This window comes from Methylobacterium sp. NFXW15 (assembly GCF_049887755.1).
In the GTDB taxonomy this organism is placed as follows: Bacteria; Pseudomonadota; Alphaproteobacteria; order Rhizobiales; family Beijerinckiaceae; genus Methylobacterium.
Genome location: NZ_JAGEKG010000004.1, coordinates 313,260 through 331,311 on the forward strand (window position 1 = coordinate 313,260; position 18,052 = coordinate 331,311).

The window sequence follows — 18,052 nt, forward strand, 5'->3', positions numbered from 1 at the left end:
GACTTCGCGATGACCGCCGAGATTACACGGCTGCACACCAACGCCCGGATGAGCAAGATCGTCGAGGCCCAGGGGCTCGTCTATCTCTGCGGCCAGACCTCCGGCGGGACGGACATCGCCGACATCGCGGGCCAGACCCGCGAGGTGCTGTCGCGGATCGACCGGCTGCTCGGGGAGGCCGGCTCCTCCCGCGCCCATATCCTGACGGCGACGATTTATCTCCGCGACATGGCCGATTTCGACGCGATGAACGCCGTCTGGGAAGCCTGGATGCCGGAGGGCAGCGCCCCGGCACGGACGACGGTGGAGGCAAAGCTCGCCACACCGAGTTTGCGCGTCGAGATCACGGTGACGGCGCTTCGAGCATAGCGGACCGGATGCGATGGGCGAGGTCGAGTAGGGACTGCGAACGACGATGTTCCTGAGCATCTTCGATGTCTTAATATCGGGATCGGGCCGTCGAGTTCGCACACGATTGGGCCGATGCTCGCGGCCCACCACTTCGTCCAGGCGCTGCGCGACCGGGCGGGGCGAGCCCCCCAAAGCCGACGCGCCCGCCCGGATCGAGGCGACCCTGCACGGGAGTCTCGCCTTCACCGGCAAGGGTCACGCCACCGACCGGGCGGTCATTCTCGGATTGCTCGGCTTCCGTCCCGAAACCCTCGACCCGGATGAGGCCGAGCGCCGGCTGGCCGCCTTGCGCGAGCCCGAGGTGATGGACGATCTGTTCCAGCCGCGAGGTGCGTCGTGCGAAGGTAGGCAGGCCGTCCTCGGAGAAGCGCTCGGCGAAGATCTTCCGCCCACAGGCCGCTGCATCACACCAGAAGCGTCTCACCATGACTTGGAGTTCGACGCGCCGACCACCGAGCGGCAGGTCGGCGGCACGGCGCTGGTAGCGGCTTTGGATGCGACGTGACGAGGTCCGGCAGTCTGGGCACGTCGCCGTCGCAGATCCGGACCTCACGACCAGACCGATCAGATCGCTGCTGACATCGAGGTGATCGACGACGAAGCCGGCGGGTACGAGGCTCGACGGCCTGAAGCGGGGGCGCATGCTGCGGCTCCATTCTGGATATCCGCGACTTCAACGCTGCCGGCATCGGCGAAAGTGAGTCAGAGCCAAAGTTGCACGCCGAAACACAGTCAGTTCATCGGCGGTGATCTTCTTCCGCCAAGATCAAAGGGTATGGGTCGAGAACAGTGCGGCCAGAGTTGTGCGCACGCGCGCAAACCCCGTGGAGTGGGTCCACTCCAGCCACCGCCCCGACATAGATTGCGAAGGCGGAACTGGTCTGGATTTGCTCCGCCTCGTGGCTGGTTCTTAATCCGCACTACAAAACACTTACGGAAGCTGATCGTCCATCGAAATGATAAGCTTTACGCCGACATGGTCGCCGCGCTGCCACATTCGCCTGACTGGGAACTGTGTTTCACGACCACGAACGAACAGGTTGAACTCGGTTGGGAGTTCGTAGCGACGAGAGACAGCGAGCTTGGCACCCGTCGATGACAGATCCCTGATCACACAAGGAAGCTTCTCTCCATTCGCAAGTTGAATTGAGGCGAGCAGCGTGACAGGAGAGCGAGTGCCATCATTACCACGCCGTTCGACTCGCGAGGGAATTAGGTTATTTCTACTCATCAGATATGCTTGCTTTGAGCAAGTTTCTAAATTCACGGCTCGTGCCACGGCTAGATCAACAGGCGACAGCTTCATTTACCTTGAGGGCGATGGAATGGACCGGCTCATGGCCTAGCCGATGTGATGGCGTCTTCGCGAGTAAGTGCCGCTGGTTGATCAGGAGCTGCTCGATCATCGCGGGGGTGAGCGGGTTCGACAGATGAAAGCCCTGCACCTCGTCGCACCCATGTTCGACGAGCATGTCGAGTTGGTCTGACGTCTCAACGCCTTCAGCGATCACATTGAGACCGAGCGAGGCCCCGAGCGCCAGGATGGCGCGGACCACTCCCAGACCATCCGCATCTTTCCCGACATTCGCAACGAATTGCTGATCGATCTTGAGCGTGTCGAACGGGAACATCTTGAGAAGGCTGAGCGACGAGTAGCCGGTACCGAAATCGTCCATCGCGAGGCGGATGCCGAGATGCTTGAACTCTTCCAGGATCGCCCGGGCCTTGGGCACGTCATCCAGAAGCGCGCTCTCCGTCAGCTCCAACTCAAGGCGGGATGCAGGCAAATTCGTCTCGGCCAGGACTTGTTTCACGAACTGGACGAAATCGCCGGTGCGGATTTGAAGCGACGAGACGTTGACCGAGACCCCAACCTCCGCCCAACCGGCTGCGGCTTGGCAAGCCGTGCGCAGCACCCATTCACCCAGCGGTACGATCAGCCCACTTTTCTCCGCGAGGGGGATGATGTCGGCGGGGACGAGCCGTCCCCTGGTCGGGTGGTTCCACCGGATCAGGGCCTCAACGCTCCGGACATTGCGCTGCCTTGTCTCGAAGCAGGGCTGATACTCGAGGGCGAATTCCCCCGCTGCCATTCCACGCCGCATATCGTCCACGAGAGCCCGATAGGTCAGGACGCGCTCGTTCATCGAAGCAGCGTAGAAATTGTAGGTGCCCCTGCCGCTCTGCTTCGAGCGGTACAGGGCCGTGTCGGCCGCGCGCAGCAACTCGTCCGGTGTGCGACCATCCGTGGGCGCCACGGCGACGCCGATGGAGGCACTGATCGTGAAATCCCCGCCCTCGTGCGCGATCGGTGCGGCGATGGCATCGAGGAGCGTCTGGCAGAGCGCTTCGATGCGTTCATCCGGCAGGTCGGCGGCGATGACGACGAACTCGTCGCCACCGATCCGAGCCGCCAGCTGATCGGGCCTGAGCGAGCGCCTAAGCCGGTCGGCTACCTCGCTTAACACCCGATCGCCAGCCTGGTGGCCGAAAGTATCGTTGATGGGCTTGAAGCGATCGAGATCCAGATACAGCACGACCAGCCGATTGTCGGCGTTCGCGAGCGCCGCCGTCATATGAGAGAGAAGCCGGACGCGGTTCGGGAGGGTCGTGATCGCGTCGTGGTGGGCCTGCTTCTGCGCATCGCGATAGGCCTCCGCCATGGCGACATCGGCGGTCACATCGGTCGCAAGACACACGATCCGGAGGGGCTGCCCGTCCAGGCCGAGAATTGAGTTATAGGTCGCCTGCACCCAGACCTCACGACCGCCTTTTCCGATGAGACGGTAACGATCGGAGAGGAAGCCGCCGCTGCCAAGTCGATCCCAGAAAGCGGCGTATTCGTGAGAGCCTGCTTGATCCGGGTCTATGAGCATCCTGTGATGACGTCCGACCACCTCGTCACGGGAATAGCCGAGGCTCACCAGAAAGCGGTCGTTGATCTCGCGGATCGCGCCGTCGAGTTCGAGCAAGAGGACCCCTTGCGACTTGTGAATGGCAGTCAGCTGCCCGTCGATCGACGCCTGCCGCAACTTCTCCGCCGTGACGTCGGTGGCGTATTGCACGATCTTGAACGGCCGCCCTTCCAGATCGAAGATCGGGTTGTAGGCTGACTGGAACCAGACTTCGCGACCGTCGCGGGTCACGTGCCGGAACTCTCCATTGCGATGGTGTCCGGCGGCTAAACCGGCCCAGAAATCCTGGCCGAAGCCGTTGGCAGGACCGATCAGAATAGCGTGCGGGTGTCCGCGCACCTCGCCGAGACGATAGCCGAGAATGTCGAGAAACTTTCGGTTGGCGTCGAGGATCGTGCCGTCGAGATCGAAAGAGGCAACGGCCTGCGCCTTATGGATGGCTGCGATCTGACCCTGATGCTCCGCCTGACGCAATTTTTCGGCAGTGACGACTGTTGCGTACTTCACGATTTTGAACGGTCGGCCCTCAACATCGAAGATCGGGTTGTACGTCGCCTGCAACCAGACTTGGCGGCCCCCGCGATCGATCCGAATATACTGCCCGGACTGATGCCGCCCCTGAGCGAGGTTGCGCCAGAACTCGGCGTATTCAGCCCCGTGGGAATAGCTTTCATCGACAAACATCCGGTGGTGATGGCTGACGACTTCATCGCGGGTGTAGCCGAAGGCAGATAGGAAGTTCTCGTTCGCATCGAGAATGATCCCGCCCATGTCGAACGTGATCACGGCGTTCGACTTATCGATCGCGGCGATCTGCCACCCGAAATCCGCTCGCTGCAGCTTTTCGGCAGTCACGTCAGAGCCGTACATCACGATCTTGAACGGCCGACCGGCCATGTCCAGGATCGAGTTGTAGGATGCCTGAAGCCATACGGCTTGGCCTCCACTGCTGATATATTTATACTCGTCTGCGATGAGCCCCCCATCGGCCAAATGATTCCAATGATGGGCGTACTCATCCGACCGTTCGCTACCGCCATCGACAAAGATGTCGTGATTTTTCCCGATTATGTCTTCGCGAGCGTAGCCCATCGTTTCGGTGAAAAGATCATTCACGGCGGTGATCGTGCCATCGAGCGTCATATGGACGACCAATTGCGCTCTATTGATTGCAGTGATCTGGCCACGCTCATCGAGCTGGCGCAGTTTGTCTCGCGTAATCTCGAAGGCGATCTCCGTGACGTGAAGCAAGTGGCCGGCTGCATCGAGGCACGGTCGGTATGTGCTGCGCAGCCAAATGTTGCTGCCATCCCGACTGCAGCCGCGACGGTCGACGCGCACGGTTTCGCCGCGTTCCATGGCATTCCAAAGGCGGCCGAGGTGGTCCGTATCCGAGACGCATAAGGTATCGCTGTAGGGCCTTCCCGCGAGTTCTTCAGGCCCGTAATCGAACAGCGCGGCAAACGAGCTATTCGTACGCAGGATAATCCTGTCTCGTGAGAGAACCGCGCTTCCGAACGACGCGTTCAGCGCCGCGGTCTCGGCTTCAGCGAGACTGGGGGCGGTAATCTTCTCACCGACGGCTGTGCTGATTGAAGGTGAACGTCGGGCGATGAGCTCGGCGGCCCGCGCAAGAGCGTCCAGCATCCGCGTGGCTTCGTCTTCGCTATCGCTCTCACAGATGCGATCGAGGCTTTCCTCGAGCAGAGCTTGGGCCTCTGGGTCGCCGCTCGCGAAGATGATCGATGCCACCGGCAGGCGACGGTCGGAGACCTCCCCTTGCCACAAGATTTCGACATCCAAGTGCTCGAACGCTCCAGTGATCCTGCTCTGGGCCAGTTCGACATCGTCGCGCTCTCCTTCGAGGGCGAGGCACAGCCGCCCGCGATGAAGGGCGATGACTCCCGCGGCGCCGGTTCCAGGCGCCCGCTGCATGGTGGCGATGACCGCAGCCAGGTCGGCACAACGTTCATCCAGGCCATCGCGCGAGGGACGAGCGCCAGTCGCAATAAGCTGGACAATCGCGAGCTTAACTGCCGGCATGATCTAAAGATCTCTAGAGGCTCTACAACTCGTGGTTGAAGGCCGTACGCGCCGGCTATCGGGGTGCATTCCGGGCGTTACACAACCAGCGTTACTGGAGGTTAACAATCTACTAGCGGCAGTAACTCGCCATCCGTTTGGATATTGCTCGCCTGATTTCGGCGCGCCGGATTGGCGGCCTGACCCAACGATCCCAAGGCGCTAGGCAGTCGATGCTTTTTCACCCCACTCTGTGAATGCAAGGCCAATTGAGAGGCTAATCACGAAGACTTTTTCCAGTATCGTTTTAGACATAGGCATTTTGACGCGGACTATCGTTCATGCAGTATAGCTCAACTTTTACATTTAATTAGTGATTAGATCATTACATATGCAAGTATGTCGCTGGAATGGGCGCAAATACGTCTATTTATACTGTGGCACAACATAATAATCGCGACGCACTACCATGTCGGACGATGATTTAGCGGGCGATCAATCAGGCCGCGCAAGCGAAGAGCGAAATGGTCTTCGGGCATCGGCCTCATCGCGTTCACATTTAGGGCGCGTTGTACCGTCCAACGCTGATAGAGATAATTACAGCGTCCGACCTTATGTTATTTTTGAACACGGGTATCCTATTGTCGCCCCATCTAAAAGTTGGCGCCAAGCCAGAGAGAGTATCGTCTTAGCAGGCGCGACTTCGACTGGAACCATGTCGAGCACCGCGATTACCTATCGTGACACGTCCTGCACTACGGTCGAACGCTTGGTGTGGGTCGACCCGCGGCTGGCATCTGTTGTCCGAGCGATCGGCGCCCATCACGACGCTCGCTTCGTAGGGCCGTTTAATACTCACATGGCCGATGCAGGTTCGAGATCATGATCGAGCGCAAGCATCACGTGCACGACAGCAATGACTGTGGTGTTGCCCTCCGTGAGTTCGCTGTCGATCCACCTGCGACCGTTGCGCGAGCGTCGGAGCACGCTATCGGCGAGAACGAGGCACGCTGCCGGTTGCATGCTGAGACCACCACGGACATCGTCTCGTGGTGCGATTTAACGGCGCGTCGGCGCTACATTTCCCCCGCGATCACGGCGGTGCTCGGTTTCACGCCCGAAGAGATGATCGGCGCATCCCCGATCGACTCAGTCCATCCCGATGATGCGGCGAGCTTCGCGCGGGTCCTGAACGATCTCACGGAAGGGCGGCTGGAGAGAGCCATGACCTTCCAGCGATATCGCCACGCCGATGGGTCTTGGGTCTGGATGGAGATCTCGTGCAATCTGACGCGCGATCCCGTGACGGGGCAGCCCGACGGCTACGTCGCCAACATGCGTGACGCCAGCGCGAGGATGTCAGCCGAGGATGCGCTTCGCAGGAGCGAGGCTCAGTATCGCATCCTGGCCGAAGCACTACCGCAGATGGTGGTGATTACGTCGGCTGAGACTGGCGAGGCGCTCTACACCAACCCGCAATTCACCGCGTATCACGGAGCGATCGCCCCCTCCAAGCAGGCAAGATTCGCCCTCGTTCATCCTGATGATCTCACCCGGGTCAAAAGAATATGGGTAAGGAAGCGCCGTCTAAGCCGTCGCCACGAGGTTGAAGCGCGACTGCTCCGCCGGGATGGCCTCTATCGCTGGCACAGAATCGTCACGATGCCGATTGCCCAGGCCGATCGGGTCGAGGCGCTCATCAGCACCGCGCTCGACATCGACGAGATCGTGCGGGGTCGTGAGGAGTTGCGGCGAGCTAACGACTTGCTCCGTGTGGCACAGGATGCCGCAGCGGCAGGAGCTTGGGACTATGATCCAAATCACGATCGTGTCGTCCTCTCCGCAATCAGCGCTCGGATGCACTGCCTGACAGCTCCTGACGCCTGCGAGAGCACGACGATCGAGATCTCGATCAAGGATTGGGAGGCGCGCGTCTTCGCGGAAGATCTCGCTGGCGTCTGGGCGGCCGTTGAGCACGGCCTTGCGACAGGAACGACGTTCAACGTCGAGTTCCGTGCGCTGGCACCGGATCATCCAGCCGGCTGCCGGTGGATCCAGTCCATCGGGCGGGCCGTAGCCGATTCAAAACGCGGAGAGGTGGCTCGCTTCGTCGGTCTTCACCTCGACGTCACCAGCCGCCGCTCGGCCGAGGAAAGTTTCCGCTCCAGCGAAGCACGGCTGCGGGTGAGTGAAGAGCGGCTCGCACTTGCCCTCGACAGCAGCGAGGGTGGACTTTTCGATTGGGATATCGCGACCGACGAGATCTGGTTCTCGGAACGCTGGCTGAACCGGCTTGGACTTCCAAGCGTAGCCAGTCCGTTTCGTGCTGGCGAGCTCACGGACGCCGTCCATCCCGACGACAGAGACAAGGTGTGGCAGGCATATCATGCCCACATCTCCGGAACGACACCAATCCTAGAGGTTGAGTATCGGCGCCGACAGGCAGATGGCGACTACTTCTGGGCGATGAGTCGCGCCCGCATCGTCGAGCGTGAACCAGATGGCAAGCCTCGGCGGATGGTGGGAACGATCATCGATATCTCGCAGCGCAAAACCGCAGAGCTGCGCATTCAACACATGGCCCACTATGACAGCCTGACGGGTCTGCCCAATCGCAATCTGCTCCGATCCCGTATCGATCGCGCCCTGGCGCACAAAGTCGAGGCACCGAACCAGCACGCGATCCTCGTCTGCGATCTCGATCACTTCAAGTCCATCAACGACACACTCGGGCATCTCATGGGAGACCGCGTGCTCCACGCCGTGGCCGAGCGCATCAGCGCAACCGTGCGCCGACAGGATACGGTCGCCCGCCTGGGCGGCGACGAATTTGCGGTAGTGCTCGACGACATCGACGGCGAGGCCAGTGTCCAGGCCGTCTGCGAACGGATCATCGCCGTCCTCGACGAACCGGTCATCCTCGATGGCCTGCAGATCGACACCAGTATCAGCATCGGCGGTGCCCTCGTGCCCGGAATTGCCGCCGACGCAGAGGAAGTCTTCAAACGCGCAGACATGGCGCTCTTCCAAGCCAAGTCGGCCGGCAGGGGCACGTATCGACTGTTCGAGGCCACCGCCCACGCTCGCATCGCGACACGAAGCTCGCTCGCCCTCGATATGAAGGACGCAATCCGGCGCGGCGACTTTTTCCTCGTCTACCAACCGATCATCGACGTGGCGGCCGGTGCGGTCGTCAGTTTCGAGGCACTGCTGCGATGGCGGCATCCTCAGCACGGGCTGGTCTCACCGGCCGACTTCATCCCGGTCGCCGAAGATACCGGTTTGATCACGCCTTTGGGGGCGTGGGTCCTAGCTGAAGCATGCCGGGAGGCAACCAACTGGCCGGAGGGTGTCAAGGTCAGCGTCAACGTCTCGGCAGTCCAGTTCCGGTCGGGTCTGGAAGAGACGGTTTTGGGAACCCTCGCGACCACCGGTTTGCCGGCATACCGCCTCAAGCTGGAAGTCACCGAGAGTCTGCTGGTGCAGAACCCCGAAGAGGCGCTTGCCATCCTGCATCGCTTACGTGGTGCAGGGGTCAAAATCGCGCTGGACGATTTCGGCACCGGCTACTCGAGCCTCAGCTATCTGCGGCGCTTTCCATTCGACAAGATCAAAATTGACCGCGCCTTCATCCGCGACATCGCTGACCCGGACGCCGCGGCGATCGTCAGAGCGATGGTCGGGATCGGAGAGCGGCTGGGCATGGGTATAGTCGCCGAGGGGGTGGAGACGCAGGAACAACTTGATCTCGTCCGACGCGAAGGCTGCACCGAAGTCCAGGGCTTCCTGTTCAGCAAGCCCCTCCTCGCGGCGGAGGCCATCAAGTTCGTCTCTGATAATCGTGGATGAGCAGCCTCATACGCATCAATGATCATCAAAATTACTGCACGAAGTTACACGCTCGATGAATATTGAGAATTCAAACCATTGATAATACTATAGATTTAAAAGCACGCTTTTATATATTAGATACGCGAAAACAGGAAGGGCGGCGATGGGGTTGCACGAAACTGGCGATCAGAATCGAATACCAGCACCCAGCGGGCAAACTGTTCACGTCGATAGCAACATTCAAGGCCGTGCGATGCTCGCTGGCGGCAGCGAGTTTCCATTCCGCGCCCATCAGATAAACTTAAAATCGGCCGAAATCATTGCGAAATATCGCGTCAAAGTTGGGCAAATCGTTATAAAGCTTCACTGTGGAATCGCGCCGGACGCGATTTTCTCGCGCAAGAAAAGCTTCTCGTTCTCCAAGTCTCGACGCGGCGCTGTCCCGGCGGCGTCGGGACGCGGTCGCGGTAGTCTTGGCTGTAGGGACGACTCATGCCTCGCTTCTCGTCTGGAGCACGAAATAAATAAACCCTACACTGCTCCGTGAACCTCACACACTCGATCCAGCTCAGACCGAAAACGCTCTAGCTGTGAGCTTATAAGAGGTTGTCCATTCGGTCTGAACCGAGGACGCTGAAGATGCGAGGCTTCAGCGATCCCGGAGAGACTGCATGAACATCCACCAGAATGCGCGTTTGACGCCGTCCAGACGAGAGTGGCTGGTGCGGCTGGTCCAAAGCAGGTGGGGTGGATGGCTCCCGCTCCGACTAACGGTGTCTTGATGCCAAGATGTGGTCGCTGTCGAAGCAGCAGCCACGCTCATGCAGGAGCCATCCCCATGGAGATCACCACCGTCGGCATCGATCTGGCCAAAAGCATCTTTCAGGTTCACGCCGTTGATGCGGCTGGGCACGTCGTCGTGCGCAAAGCTATGAGGCGGGCGCAGGTCGTGCCGTTCTTCGCCAGGCTGCCACGATGCTTGGTCGGCATGGAGGCGTGCGGCACGGCGCACCACTGGGCCCGGGAGCTCATGGGGCTCGGCCATGACGTGCGGCTGATGCCGCCGGCTTACGTGAAGCCGTACGTGAAGCGCGGTAAGATCGACGCGAACGATGCCGCTGCCATCTGCGAGGCGGTGACGCGCCCGAGGTGCCACCCCTGGTCCAGCGCGTGGTGGCCGGGCTGGCCGATCAGATCGGAGCCTTGCAGATCCAGCTAAACCGGCTGGAGAAGGAGTTGTTCGCCTGGCATCGGGACAGCGACCTGTCGCAGCGGCTGGCGACGATCCCCGGCGTCGGTATCGTCTCGGCGCTGGCTGCTTCCGTGAGCGAGCCTGAGCGCTTCCGCTCCGGTCGGCAGTTCGCGGCCTCGTTGGGCCTGACACCGCTGCAGAACTGCAGCGGCGGAAAGGAGTGCTTGGGCCGAATCTCGCGCATGGGCGATCGCTACCTGCGCCGCCTGCTCGTGGTCGGCATGACCTCTCTGGTCCGGCGCGCGAAGGCGAGGCCAACCTCGGTCGACCCGCGGCTGCCGGCGCTGCTGCAGCGCAAGTCGGTGCACGTCGTGACCGTGGCGGCGGCCAATCGCACGGCGCGGGTCGCCTGGGCGATCATGACCCGCGGCGGCACCTACCGCGTACCAGCGGCCACGGCTGCCTGACAACACGGCGAAAACGAGTTTCCAGGTTGCGAGGACGATGAGAGTTGATGGCGAACCGGTCAGACCGGAGCCGGGACACCCCGCCGCCAGTCCAGGGCGTCATAGTTCGCAAAGCAGAGTAGGACCTAGCTCGCGGATGCCATGCGGGAGCCATCCACACAGGACTCGGCCCGAAGGCGGTCGCCGAGACGATAGGCGTCTATCCCAAGATAGTGGCCAAGTGGGTGGCCCGCTTCGCGGCCGAAGGCGCCGCCGGGCTGAAGGACCGTTCCTCGCGGCCTCATCGCCTGTATCGGCCGACCCCGGTCCCGATACGGGAGGCCATCGTGGCCTTGCGTCGGCAGCGCCCGACCATCGCGCAGATCGCCCGTGACCTCGCCGTCTCGCCCGCCACCGTCAGCCACGTGCTGCGGCGGTACGGCCTGAGCCGTATCAAAGACTTCGACCGACTCGAACCCGTGCGTCGCTACGAGCGAGACAGGCCCGGTGAACTGATCCATAGCGACATCAAGAAGCTCGGCCGCTTCGACCGTGTCGAGCACCGTATCACCGGCGACCGCACAAGGCAGAGTTCAGGCCCCGGCATCGGCTGGGAATACCTGCATCTGGCCGACGATGACCACTGCCGACTGGCCTATTCCGAGATCCACCCAGACGAAACCCAGGCCTCCTGCCTCGCCTTCCTGTTCAACGCCCTGCGCTTCTTCCGTCGCCATGGCATGCACGTCGAGGGCGTCATGACCGACAACGGACCCGCCTACAAATCCAGGCGCTACGCCGCGGCACAGTTAGCGCTTCACCTTTGACAAATCGATCTGCTCGATATGAGTAAGAGTATCGTTGGGGTTCGGCCGCAATGGCGGTACTGCCTCAGGGGTGGATTTCGCCCTGGTTGCTTCCGCGGACTGTTCGGGCACCGTCTGCTTTGGGCGCTTTACCGGTTTGTTTCTTTTGCTCGTCGGTGTTGGCGGCACTTCGACGATGTCGCTGCTCGCATCCGTTGAAGGCTCGGGCTGCGTTGCAGTAGACTGCGCGTTATTCTCAATCGTGGTGGGCGGCTGCGTGCGGACATTCCCGTAGCGCAGGATGCAATCCCGGAGCGCGATCGGATCCTTGATCAGCGTGCAGTCGTTGACATTGTCGACTTGGGCCAAGGCCAGGTTCGGCGTGGGCGCAAGACCAACCAGAACGAGGATCGAGAGGAGTTTCGTCACGGGCATCGCGTTGAACCAAGTCGATTAAGGGATTGGCGAGGGCTTGCCGTTCAAACAAGCGGCCGAATGTTTTTCATAGGCAGGTCCCCCGTGCATCCGCTCTCATTACGTGTGGGTTTGGTCGTCGCCCTCGTTCTCACTGCAAGCGATGTCCCGGCGGGCGACGAGGTCTGGATTAGCCAGGTATCAATCTCCGCGCACGCTGCATCCCACACATCAAGCGGCAACCACACCGCGAATTGGCCGAGCTTACCGGGAGGATTGCCTTCGAACCAGCCCCCTGCACGTTCCAAAGATGCTCATTGGGAGACTCTCTCGCTGAGATCCGCATTTGGCCAAGTCACGGCTGACTCATCGGGATCGAACACCAGTCTCACCGCCCGTCAAGATCTTTCAAGCCATTCTGCAAGGGTGATCCAGGCTGACAGTGGCAACGCGATGACGCTGATCCAAAGCGGAGAGGGCCAAACGCTGACGGCCATCCAGTCTGGGCAACAGAACGTAATGAGCCTTCAGCAGGGTGGGCGCGGAAACGTCATCAGCGCGGCGCAGTCTGGAACGATGAATACAATGGGTGTCTTACAAACCGGAAGCGCCAACCGCTCCGTCGTTGTTCAACGTTGAGTTAAGGGCCAGCTAAGTTTTGCTGAGACCGCATCGGCTCACGGGCTTTCGTCCTTGCGAGGGTGAGCGAACCGATCCCGAGAAGCGAGACGCCTTCGAACGGCAGGTATCCTCGACTTGCTTGGATCACGTTCGAAAAAAAAGGACCGGGATCCATCAACTTGTTCCGATTCAATGGAGAGCGGTTTGGTGCGTAAAACCCTTCTCGAACTGAATAGGACTGGTGAAGCCCAGCGGCGAGTAACGGTGGCGGGGATTATAGAAGCCAGCGATGTAACGAGCCAGCGAGGTGGTGGCCTCGGCATGCGTCTGAAAGGGTGCAACAGACCAACTTAATTTTTCCAGCGTCACGAAAAACGTTTCGACCATCGAGTTGTCGAAGCGATTGCTTTTACAAACAACGAAGGCACGATGCCGTGCCCTCTTGGCTCTTCCTGATATTTGTGCGAACAGGACTGACTACTGCGTCAAGATGATGGAGCAAATCTGATCCGAGCTGCCGGATGACGAGGGCTCGTCGCATTAAGGTCAGCGCAATTTCCTTATGAAGACGGTCGCCCGCCGTACAGCCCGCAACCCGTCGGGAGTACAGGTTGAAGACTACTGACAGGTATAACCAACTCTCCCACGTCCAAATGTAAAAGATATCGCTTTCCCCTTGCGATCCGGCCCGGTCGCGCCGAAGTCTTGGTCGAGGTGTTTGGGCGTGATCGAGAAGGTGTGGCTGCTGTTCGTCGTGCGTCGAAAGCGGCGGGGCTAACGAGCCTTCAGTCCGTTCTCCCGCATCAGCCGGGCCGCGCGCCGTCGGCCCGCCGCCAAACCCCGCTCTCACAACTCGTGTAGTCATGCGTGGACTGCCGTACAACTCGTTCGACAGCGTCAAGGCAGATCAAGGCGGCCAGAGCCATGCCCAATATTCCGCTTAAAATCCACCGCCGCTAGAAACCACGCTTCTCGTCCGCCCTCTATCGCGAGCACAACACTATCGAGCGCATGTTCGACTGCGTTAAGGACTTCCGCCGCACATGTATTTGCCAAGGCCATCCGGCGCCCAAGTACTTCGTTACGAACTACCTCTGAGCCACTGTTGTTTGCTTGTTATAATAAATTTATTTGACTGTGTGCAATAATATGATGGGGTTAAAAATACTCATTTGAAAATAGTTTTGCATTTGAACCACCAGTCTGATGATTGCCGTATTCTTTTTGGCGAAAAGTTCATTTGTAAAATTATCCTCGACAATCAGCGAAATTATTCCCGATAAATAGCCAATTTGCAAGCATAAGAATGAGCCTGAAAATTCTCAAAAGAGCATACTGCCAAGTTCGCCTGGTAAAACTAGCCCTGTAACAATGACAAAAAATAGCGCCGTCAGGACAAAGCCGATCACCGAGACATAAAATGCGCACACAATTCCGAGCACAAGACATAGCATTATGGTCAGAATATATATCAATACGACCGCGCCACTTCCGTCTTTTATTTGATAAACCCATACGTTATTTTTGGCGAATTTAAATTTTTGCATCAACTGCAGCAGATTTGTTCGTGCTACCGTTATGGGTCCGAACGCTAATACACATTCGCCACGATGCAGCCGCGACCCATGCTGGCGCAAAGGGCCTTTTCCCCGGTAACGGGAGCCGTCGCGCCTATCTTCCGACCCAACGGGTAGGCCGGCGGCCGACGCCTCGCTTCACCCGCATGGTCGAGCAAGGCCGTCAGGCGACTCTGGCTCGCCATCAGCTTCATCCCGATTTGCCATTCGGCGGATTGCAGACGCGCGAAGGTAGGGGTCCGAGGCGCGCGCGGCCCCGGGAGCGACGCGTAGTCGACGGCCGGCAGGGCCATGGTCCCAGCCGGTGCCCACTCATAGGCGAAGCGGCCGGTGATCGACCGAACATAGTTCTGTGTCTCGAGCGGCAACCCGCTACGCCCGGCGAGCCACGCCCGAACACGCCCCTCACCGGCATTATAAGCGGCCGCTGCGAGCCCCTCATTACCGAGTCGTCGCTGCAGATCCGCGAGATGCTCGGCCGATTTCGGCAGGGCCTTCTGAGGGTTGAACGGATCGTCGAGGCCGACCTGCGCCGCGGTGGCTGGCATGAACTGCGCGATGCCCTGGGCGCCCGCGATGCTGACTGCGTTGGGGTTGTAGCCGCTCTCCTGGCGGATCAGGCGCTTGAAGAAATCGACAGAGACACCGTGCTGCTGCGCGGCAGCCTCGGCCAACGGCTCCAGGGCCCGACGCTCAGGCAAAGTGGGCGCCGCACGGCTTGCCAATGGGACCGCCAGGACGGATCGCCCCGTGGCGATTGAGAAATCGATGGAGCCATGCGCCCGCGACAGCTGAGCAAGCAGAGCCGCTTCACCTTGGCCGATAGGGGAAGCAACAGCTAGGGACGCCGCGTGTGAAACGAGCAGCACAATTCCCAGGCCGATCCATACACGATGGCGTGCCATCCGCTCTCGCCCTCTCCCACGCACTGCTTCGGGCTGTATTGTGTTCAAATGTCACACGGCATGGCGCCGCGAGCAATGCATGTCGGCTGTCATGACTTCCGATGTGCGCCGTCTGTGTTGATTTTGAGTCAATACGATCATCGCAGCTCTGGTGCTGCGCGACGTTGTCGAGGTGCCTTCCGTTGGCCCCGCGGGAAAGCATATCGACCGCGACGAACGTCGGCTTGCGACAGGGAGACTAGCGGGCCTTCACCGAAGGCTTGATCTGCAGCACCGACACCTCGTCGATCTCGCCGACTTGGCGACGGTCGCTCGTAGGAGCGCTGACGACGGGTGTTGCCTGTGCCGTCGCAACCTGGGTCTGATTAGGCGCGACCTGCGGTGCACGGGCCTGCTGAGGCGCTACAGGGACTGCACTTGGCTTCCCGAGCACGCCGAAACGAATGCGGACATAGCTCACTTGCTGCTTCTCTGCGTCGAAGCCGCATTCATAGATGGCTCGAACCCACTCTCTTTGCGGGCTAAGGAAGCGGATCGAGTCGCCGCGGTAGCGCGCAATAGAAGGCGCGTCCGCTTTGCCGGTATCGGCCTCCTTGAAGATGCCTCCGACCGGCCTCTGCAACCAGTCGTAGTCCCCCGGCGCTTCATTCTCGATTCGACCGACGCAGACATTGGTGGCGCGTTCGGCATTGTTGCGAACGCATTGGGCGTCGCATATCGAGGCCGCCGCGTTGCCGCTCAGTGCTGACACCGAATTTCTCGTCTCGGGCTGTGCCGATACGATCGACGGGAAGGTCAGCACCGCAACGATAGTCGCCAGGGTAGAATATTGGGCCATAGCCTCTAACGCCTTTAGAGTCCGAAGACATCGCCTGAATTAACGCCGGGAAATTTCGATAATTATTGCTATTCTAGATCGCTTATGATCAAAAAATTATGTAGCATTAAACATTATGATGAATGGTTCTGTATAGTACTTGATATTATAAGATCATAACGAGCAGCTTAGGTCATTCTTTTCGAATATTAAACGCGTAATCTTGTATGCGCCTGCCGCTGTCGATCGAGTTGGGCCAGGAACTTCATGGCAGCCGGCAAGCTTTCGCCCACCGGCTGCTTTATTGATCGAATATTACTGTCTGATCGTCGCCACGTTGCCGGAGCCCGCCTGTACGGCGTTGGCCAGATTGGCGCTACCAGTCTGCGAGATAGTCAAAGTGTTCTGCGCGGCCCCACCGTATTGATTCTGCTGCGCATAAGCACGGTTGTAATAACCGTCCTGACTGATCGTTGCACTATTCCCAGCCGCGCCGCCCTGCTGAGTCAGGTTGATGATGTTGTAGCCAGTGCCCTGCTGAGTAAGGTAGGCGTAATCCCCACCGGACGAGCGCTGATCGTTGCTGATTTGGTTCCCATTACCAGAATACTGATAGGCGTAAGCTTTCGCGCCGGTGCCGGATTGGGTGCTGACGATCAGGTTGCCCCCACCACCATTCTGGTAGGTATCGAGAGAATTGTTGTTACCATACTGATAATTATAGATCTGAGATCCAGAGCTCGATGCGGTCTGGATGGCCTTGAAATCGTTGTCGCCTCCGGTTTGCAGATTGTACACCAATCCGTCGGCGCCAGCCTGATCGATCGTCGCGGAGCGATTGTTGCCGCCACCAGTCTGCTGGTAGTTGTAAGCCGTGTTGTGGTATCCAGTCTGAGTGACGAGAAGATTCGCAGTCCCCTGCAGCTGGTAAGACTCCACGCGGTGCGAACCAGATCCACCCTGCGAGATCGTCGCATTCGTGGTTCCGGTCGTTTGTCTTGCGTAGGCAAAATTGTTGTCGGAATTTTGATCGATTCTAATCATCGAATACTGAGCACTTCCGTTGCGCTCGATTTGCTCAGCATAGGCCCTATTAGAGTTTCCAGTTTGATTGACCGTGGTTGTGGCAATGGAGGCAACCTGCGTAACTGAAGCCTGGTTGTCATTACCCTGGTTCTGCGTCACGATCGCCGTAGCGCCATTGTTGCCGCCATCTCCAAAGCCGCCTTGCGAGATGGAGATTACGCTGTTCGTAGAGCCGGAATTCTGCGTCGCTTCGGACGAGTTACGGGTCGCGGTCTGGCCGTCAGTACCCTTTTGATCGATGTAGATCTGGCCATTATAGACGCCTTGCGTCTGCGTGGCCTTGCTCGTGTTCGCCACGCCATCCTGGTTGATACGGATGTAACGGCTATAGTTCACTTCATTTTGCTGAGACGTTTCGGCAGAATTGCCGCTACCACTCTGAGAGAGATCGACAGTGTTATTGCTGCCTGCGTACGAGCCCGTCGTGAAGGCAAGCGTCGCCACGCCGGCGGCCAGCGCCAGTAGATGCTTTTGCATGATGCGTTCCCCTGGAGGCGCCGACACGTAGATCCGCGTCTCGCCATTGTATTTGCCCGCGGCGAATGCCGCCTGGATTGTTAAGACGTTTCGAATCGACGCTCAGATCGATCCTTTCGCTTAACAATTCATTTAGTACAAGTGGCCCGGGCGGCTCGCATCATCCATTCGAATGAAGTTCTTGTGGCCGACTACGGTTGATTGCGTTTTCGTTAATGGCGGGCGCAAAGGGGTACTGAGTACGATGACAGTTTGGCCCCCCTGTTACTTGCGGGGACACCTTACGGAGATGCGGCTGCATTAAAGTGCTAATACCCCTTCCTCGAAGAAAATTTTATTCATTCGCAAGCGACGGCTAGTATTTTTGATGTGACTTGAATTCGCAGCAGATCGGTTTCACTGCTCTGCTTGATGGTTTTAGATAAGCAATCTTTGGAAATAAGCGGAAAAAATCTCAGATAAGAATGGTCACATCGGCAGATGTGGCTGAATAACCAGGTAGAACCGCTGAACGACGATCAGACGATGGCGC

Annotated in this window: 9 protein-coding genes and 5 pseudogenes; 6 read left to right on the forward strand and 8 right to left on the reverse strand. The window is 59.3% G+C overall.

The features are described 5' to 3' along the window. The first annotated feature begins 9 nt into the window (after positions 1–9). Together J4O73_RS11545 and J4O73_RS11550 are read left to right on the forward strand one after the other, a co-directional pair. The gene (locus tag J4O73_RS11545; protein ID WP_426217392.1) at positions 10–369 is read left to right on the forward strand and encodes a RidA family protein; all 360 of its coding nucleotides are present in this window, start codon (positions 10–12) and stop codon (positions 367–369) included. A gap of 106 nt (positions 370–475) precedes the next feature. Beyond that, positions 476–655, forward strand: a pseudogene (locus J4O73_RS11550) (serine dehydratase beta chain); the annotation flags it as partial. An 18-nt stretch (positions 656–673) separates the two neighbouring features. On the opposite strand, the pseudogene J4O73_RS11555 reads toward J4O73_RS11550, so the two are convergent. The 3 genes and pseudogenes from J4O73_RS11555 to J4O73_RS11565 all read right to left on the reverse strand — a co-directional run. Continuing rightward, positions 674–1,054 (reverse strand): annotated as a pseudogene (locus J4O73_RS11555) (transposase family protein); the annotation flags it as partial. 288 nt (positions 1,055–1,342) lie between these two features. Next, on the reverse strand, positions 1,343–1,717 hold the full coding sequence (locus J4O73_RS11560; protein ID WP_426217393.1) for a PilZ domain-containing protein: 375 nt from the start codon (positions 1,715–1,717) through the stop codon (positions 1,343–1,345). Then, complete coding sequence (locus J4O73_RS11565; protein ID WP_426217395.1) at positions 1,698–5,369, reverse strand: sensor domain-containing protein; 3,672 nt, start codon at positions 5,367–5,369, stop codon at positions 1,698–1,700. The genes J4O73_RS11560 and J4O73_RS11565 overlap by 20 nt, the downstream gene beginning before the upstream one ends. An 861-nt stretch (positions 5,370–6,230) precedes the next feature. Here J4O73_RS11565 and J4O73_RS11570 point away from each other — a divergent pair. From J4O73_RS11570 to J4O73_RS11585, 4 genes and pseudogenes are all read left to right on the forward strand, one after another. Next, positions 6,231–9,197 carry a sensor domain-containing protein gene (locus tag J4O73_RS11570; RefSeq protein ID WP_426217397.1) on the forward strand — a complete coding sequence of 989 codons (2,967 nt, stop codon included), beginning with the start codon at positions 6,231–6,233 and terminating at the stop codon, positions 9,195–9,197. Positions 9,198–9,342: 145 nt separating this feature from the next. After that, positions 9,343–9,726: a hypothetical protein gene (locus tag J4O73_RS11575; protein ID WP_426217399.1), complete on the forward strand. Its 384-nt coding sequence runs from the start codon at positions 9,343–9,345 to the stop codon at positions 9,724–9,726. Between the two features lie 291 nt (positions 9,727–10,017). Continuing rightward, positions 10,018–10,838 (forward strand): annotated as a pseudogene (locus J4O73_RS11580) (IS110 family transposase). Positions 10,839–10,996: 158 nt separating this feature from the next. Next, positions 10,997–11,641: pseudogene (locus J4O73_RS11585) on the forward strand (helix-turn-helix domain-containing protein); the annotation flags it as partial. Here the strand turns inward: J4O73_RS11585 and J4O73_RS11590 are convergent. The 5 genes and pseudogenes from J4O73_RS11590 to J4O73_RS11610 all read right to left on the reverse strand — a co-directional run bounded on the left by J4O73_RS11590 (position 11,627) and on the right by J4O73_RS11610 (position 17,520). Continuing rightward, entirely contained in the window at positions 11,627–12,052 is a 426-nt protein-coding gene (locus J4O73_RS11590) for a hypothetical protein (protein ID WP_426217401.1), read from the reverse strand. The pseudogene J4O73_RS11585 and the gene J4O73_RS11590 overlap by 15 nt on opposite strands. Before the next feature lie 795 nt (positions 12,053–12,847). Beyond that, positions 12,848–13,565: pseudogene (locus tag J4O73_RS11595) on the reverse strand (IS3 family transposase); the annotation flags it as partial. Between the two features lie 684 nt (positions 13,566–14,249). Next, positions 14,250–15,140, reverse strand: a complete 891-nt coding sequence (locus J4O73_RS11600) for a lytic transglycosylase domain-containing protein (protein ID WP_426217403.1) — start codon at positions 15,138–15,140, stop codon at positions 14,250–14,252. 238 nt (positions 15,141–15,378) lie between these two features. Then, positions 15,379–15,978 carry a hypothetical protein gene (locus J4O73_RS11605; RefSeq protein ID WP_426217405.1) on the reverse strand — a complete coding sequence of 200 codons (600 nt, stop codon included), beginning with the start codon at positions 15,976–15,978 and terminating at the stop codon, positions 15,379–15,381. 294 nt (positions 15,979–16,272) lie between these two features. After that, a complete protein-coding gene (locus J4O73_RS11610; protein WP_426217407.1) occupies positions 16,273–17,520 on the reverse strand; it encodes a hypothetical protein in 1,248 nt (415 codons plus the stop codon). Positions 17,521–18,052: the final 532 nt, after the last annotated feature.

Excerpts from the sequence above, each read along its gene's own strand:
- J4O73_RS11565 (WP_426217395.1), bottom strand. The coding sequence starts at position 5,369 with ATGCCGGCAGTTAAGCTCGCGATTGTCCAGCTTATTGCGACTGGCGCT.
- J4O73_RS11575 (WP_426217399.1), top strand. The coding sequence starts at position 9,343 with ATGGGGTTGCACGAAACTGGCGATCAGAATCGAATACCAGCACCCAGC.
- J4O73_RS11610 (WP_426217407.1), bottom strand. The coding sequence starts at position 17,520 with ATGCAAAAGCATCTACTGGCGCTGGCCGCCGGCGTGGCGACGCTTGCC.
- J4O73_RS11570 (WP_426217397.1), top strand. The coding sequence starts at position 6,231 with ATGATCGAGCGCAAGCATCACGTGCACGACAGCAATGACTGTGGTGTT.
- J4O73_RS11600 (WP_426217403.1), bottom strand. The coding sequence starts at position 15,140 with ATGGCACGCCATCGTGTATGGATCGGCCTGGGAATTGTGCTGCTCGTT.
- J4O73_RS11545 (WP_426217392.1), top strand. The coding sequence starts at position 10 with ATGACCGCCGAGATTACACGGCTGCACACCAACGCCCGGATGAGCAAG.
- J4O73_RS11560 (WP_426217393.1), bottom strand. The coding sequence starts at position 1,717 with ATGAAGCTGTCGCCTGTTGATCTAGCCGTGGCACGAGCCGTGAATTTA.
- J4O73_RS11605 (WP_426217405.1), bottom strand. The coding sequence starts at position 15,978 with ATGGCCCAATATTCTACCCTGGCGACTATCGTTGCGGTGCTGACCTTC.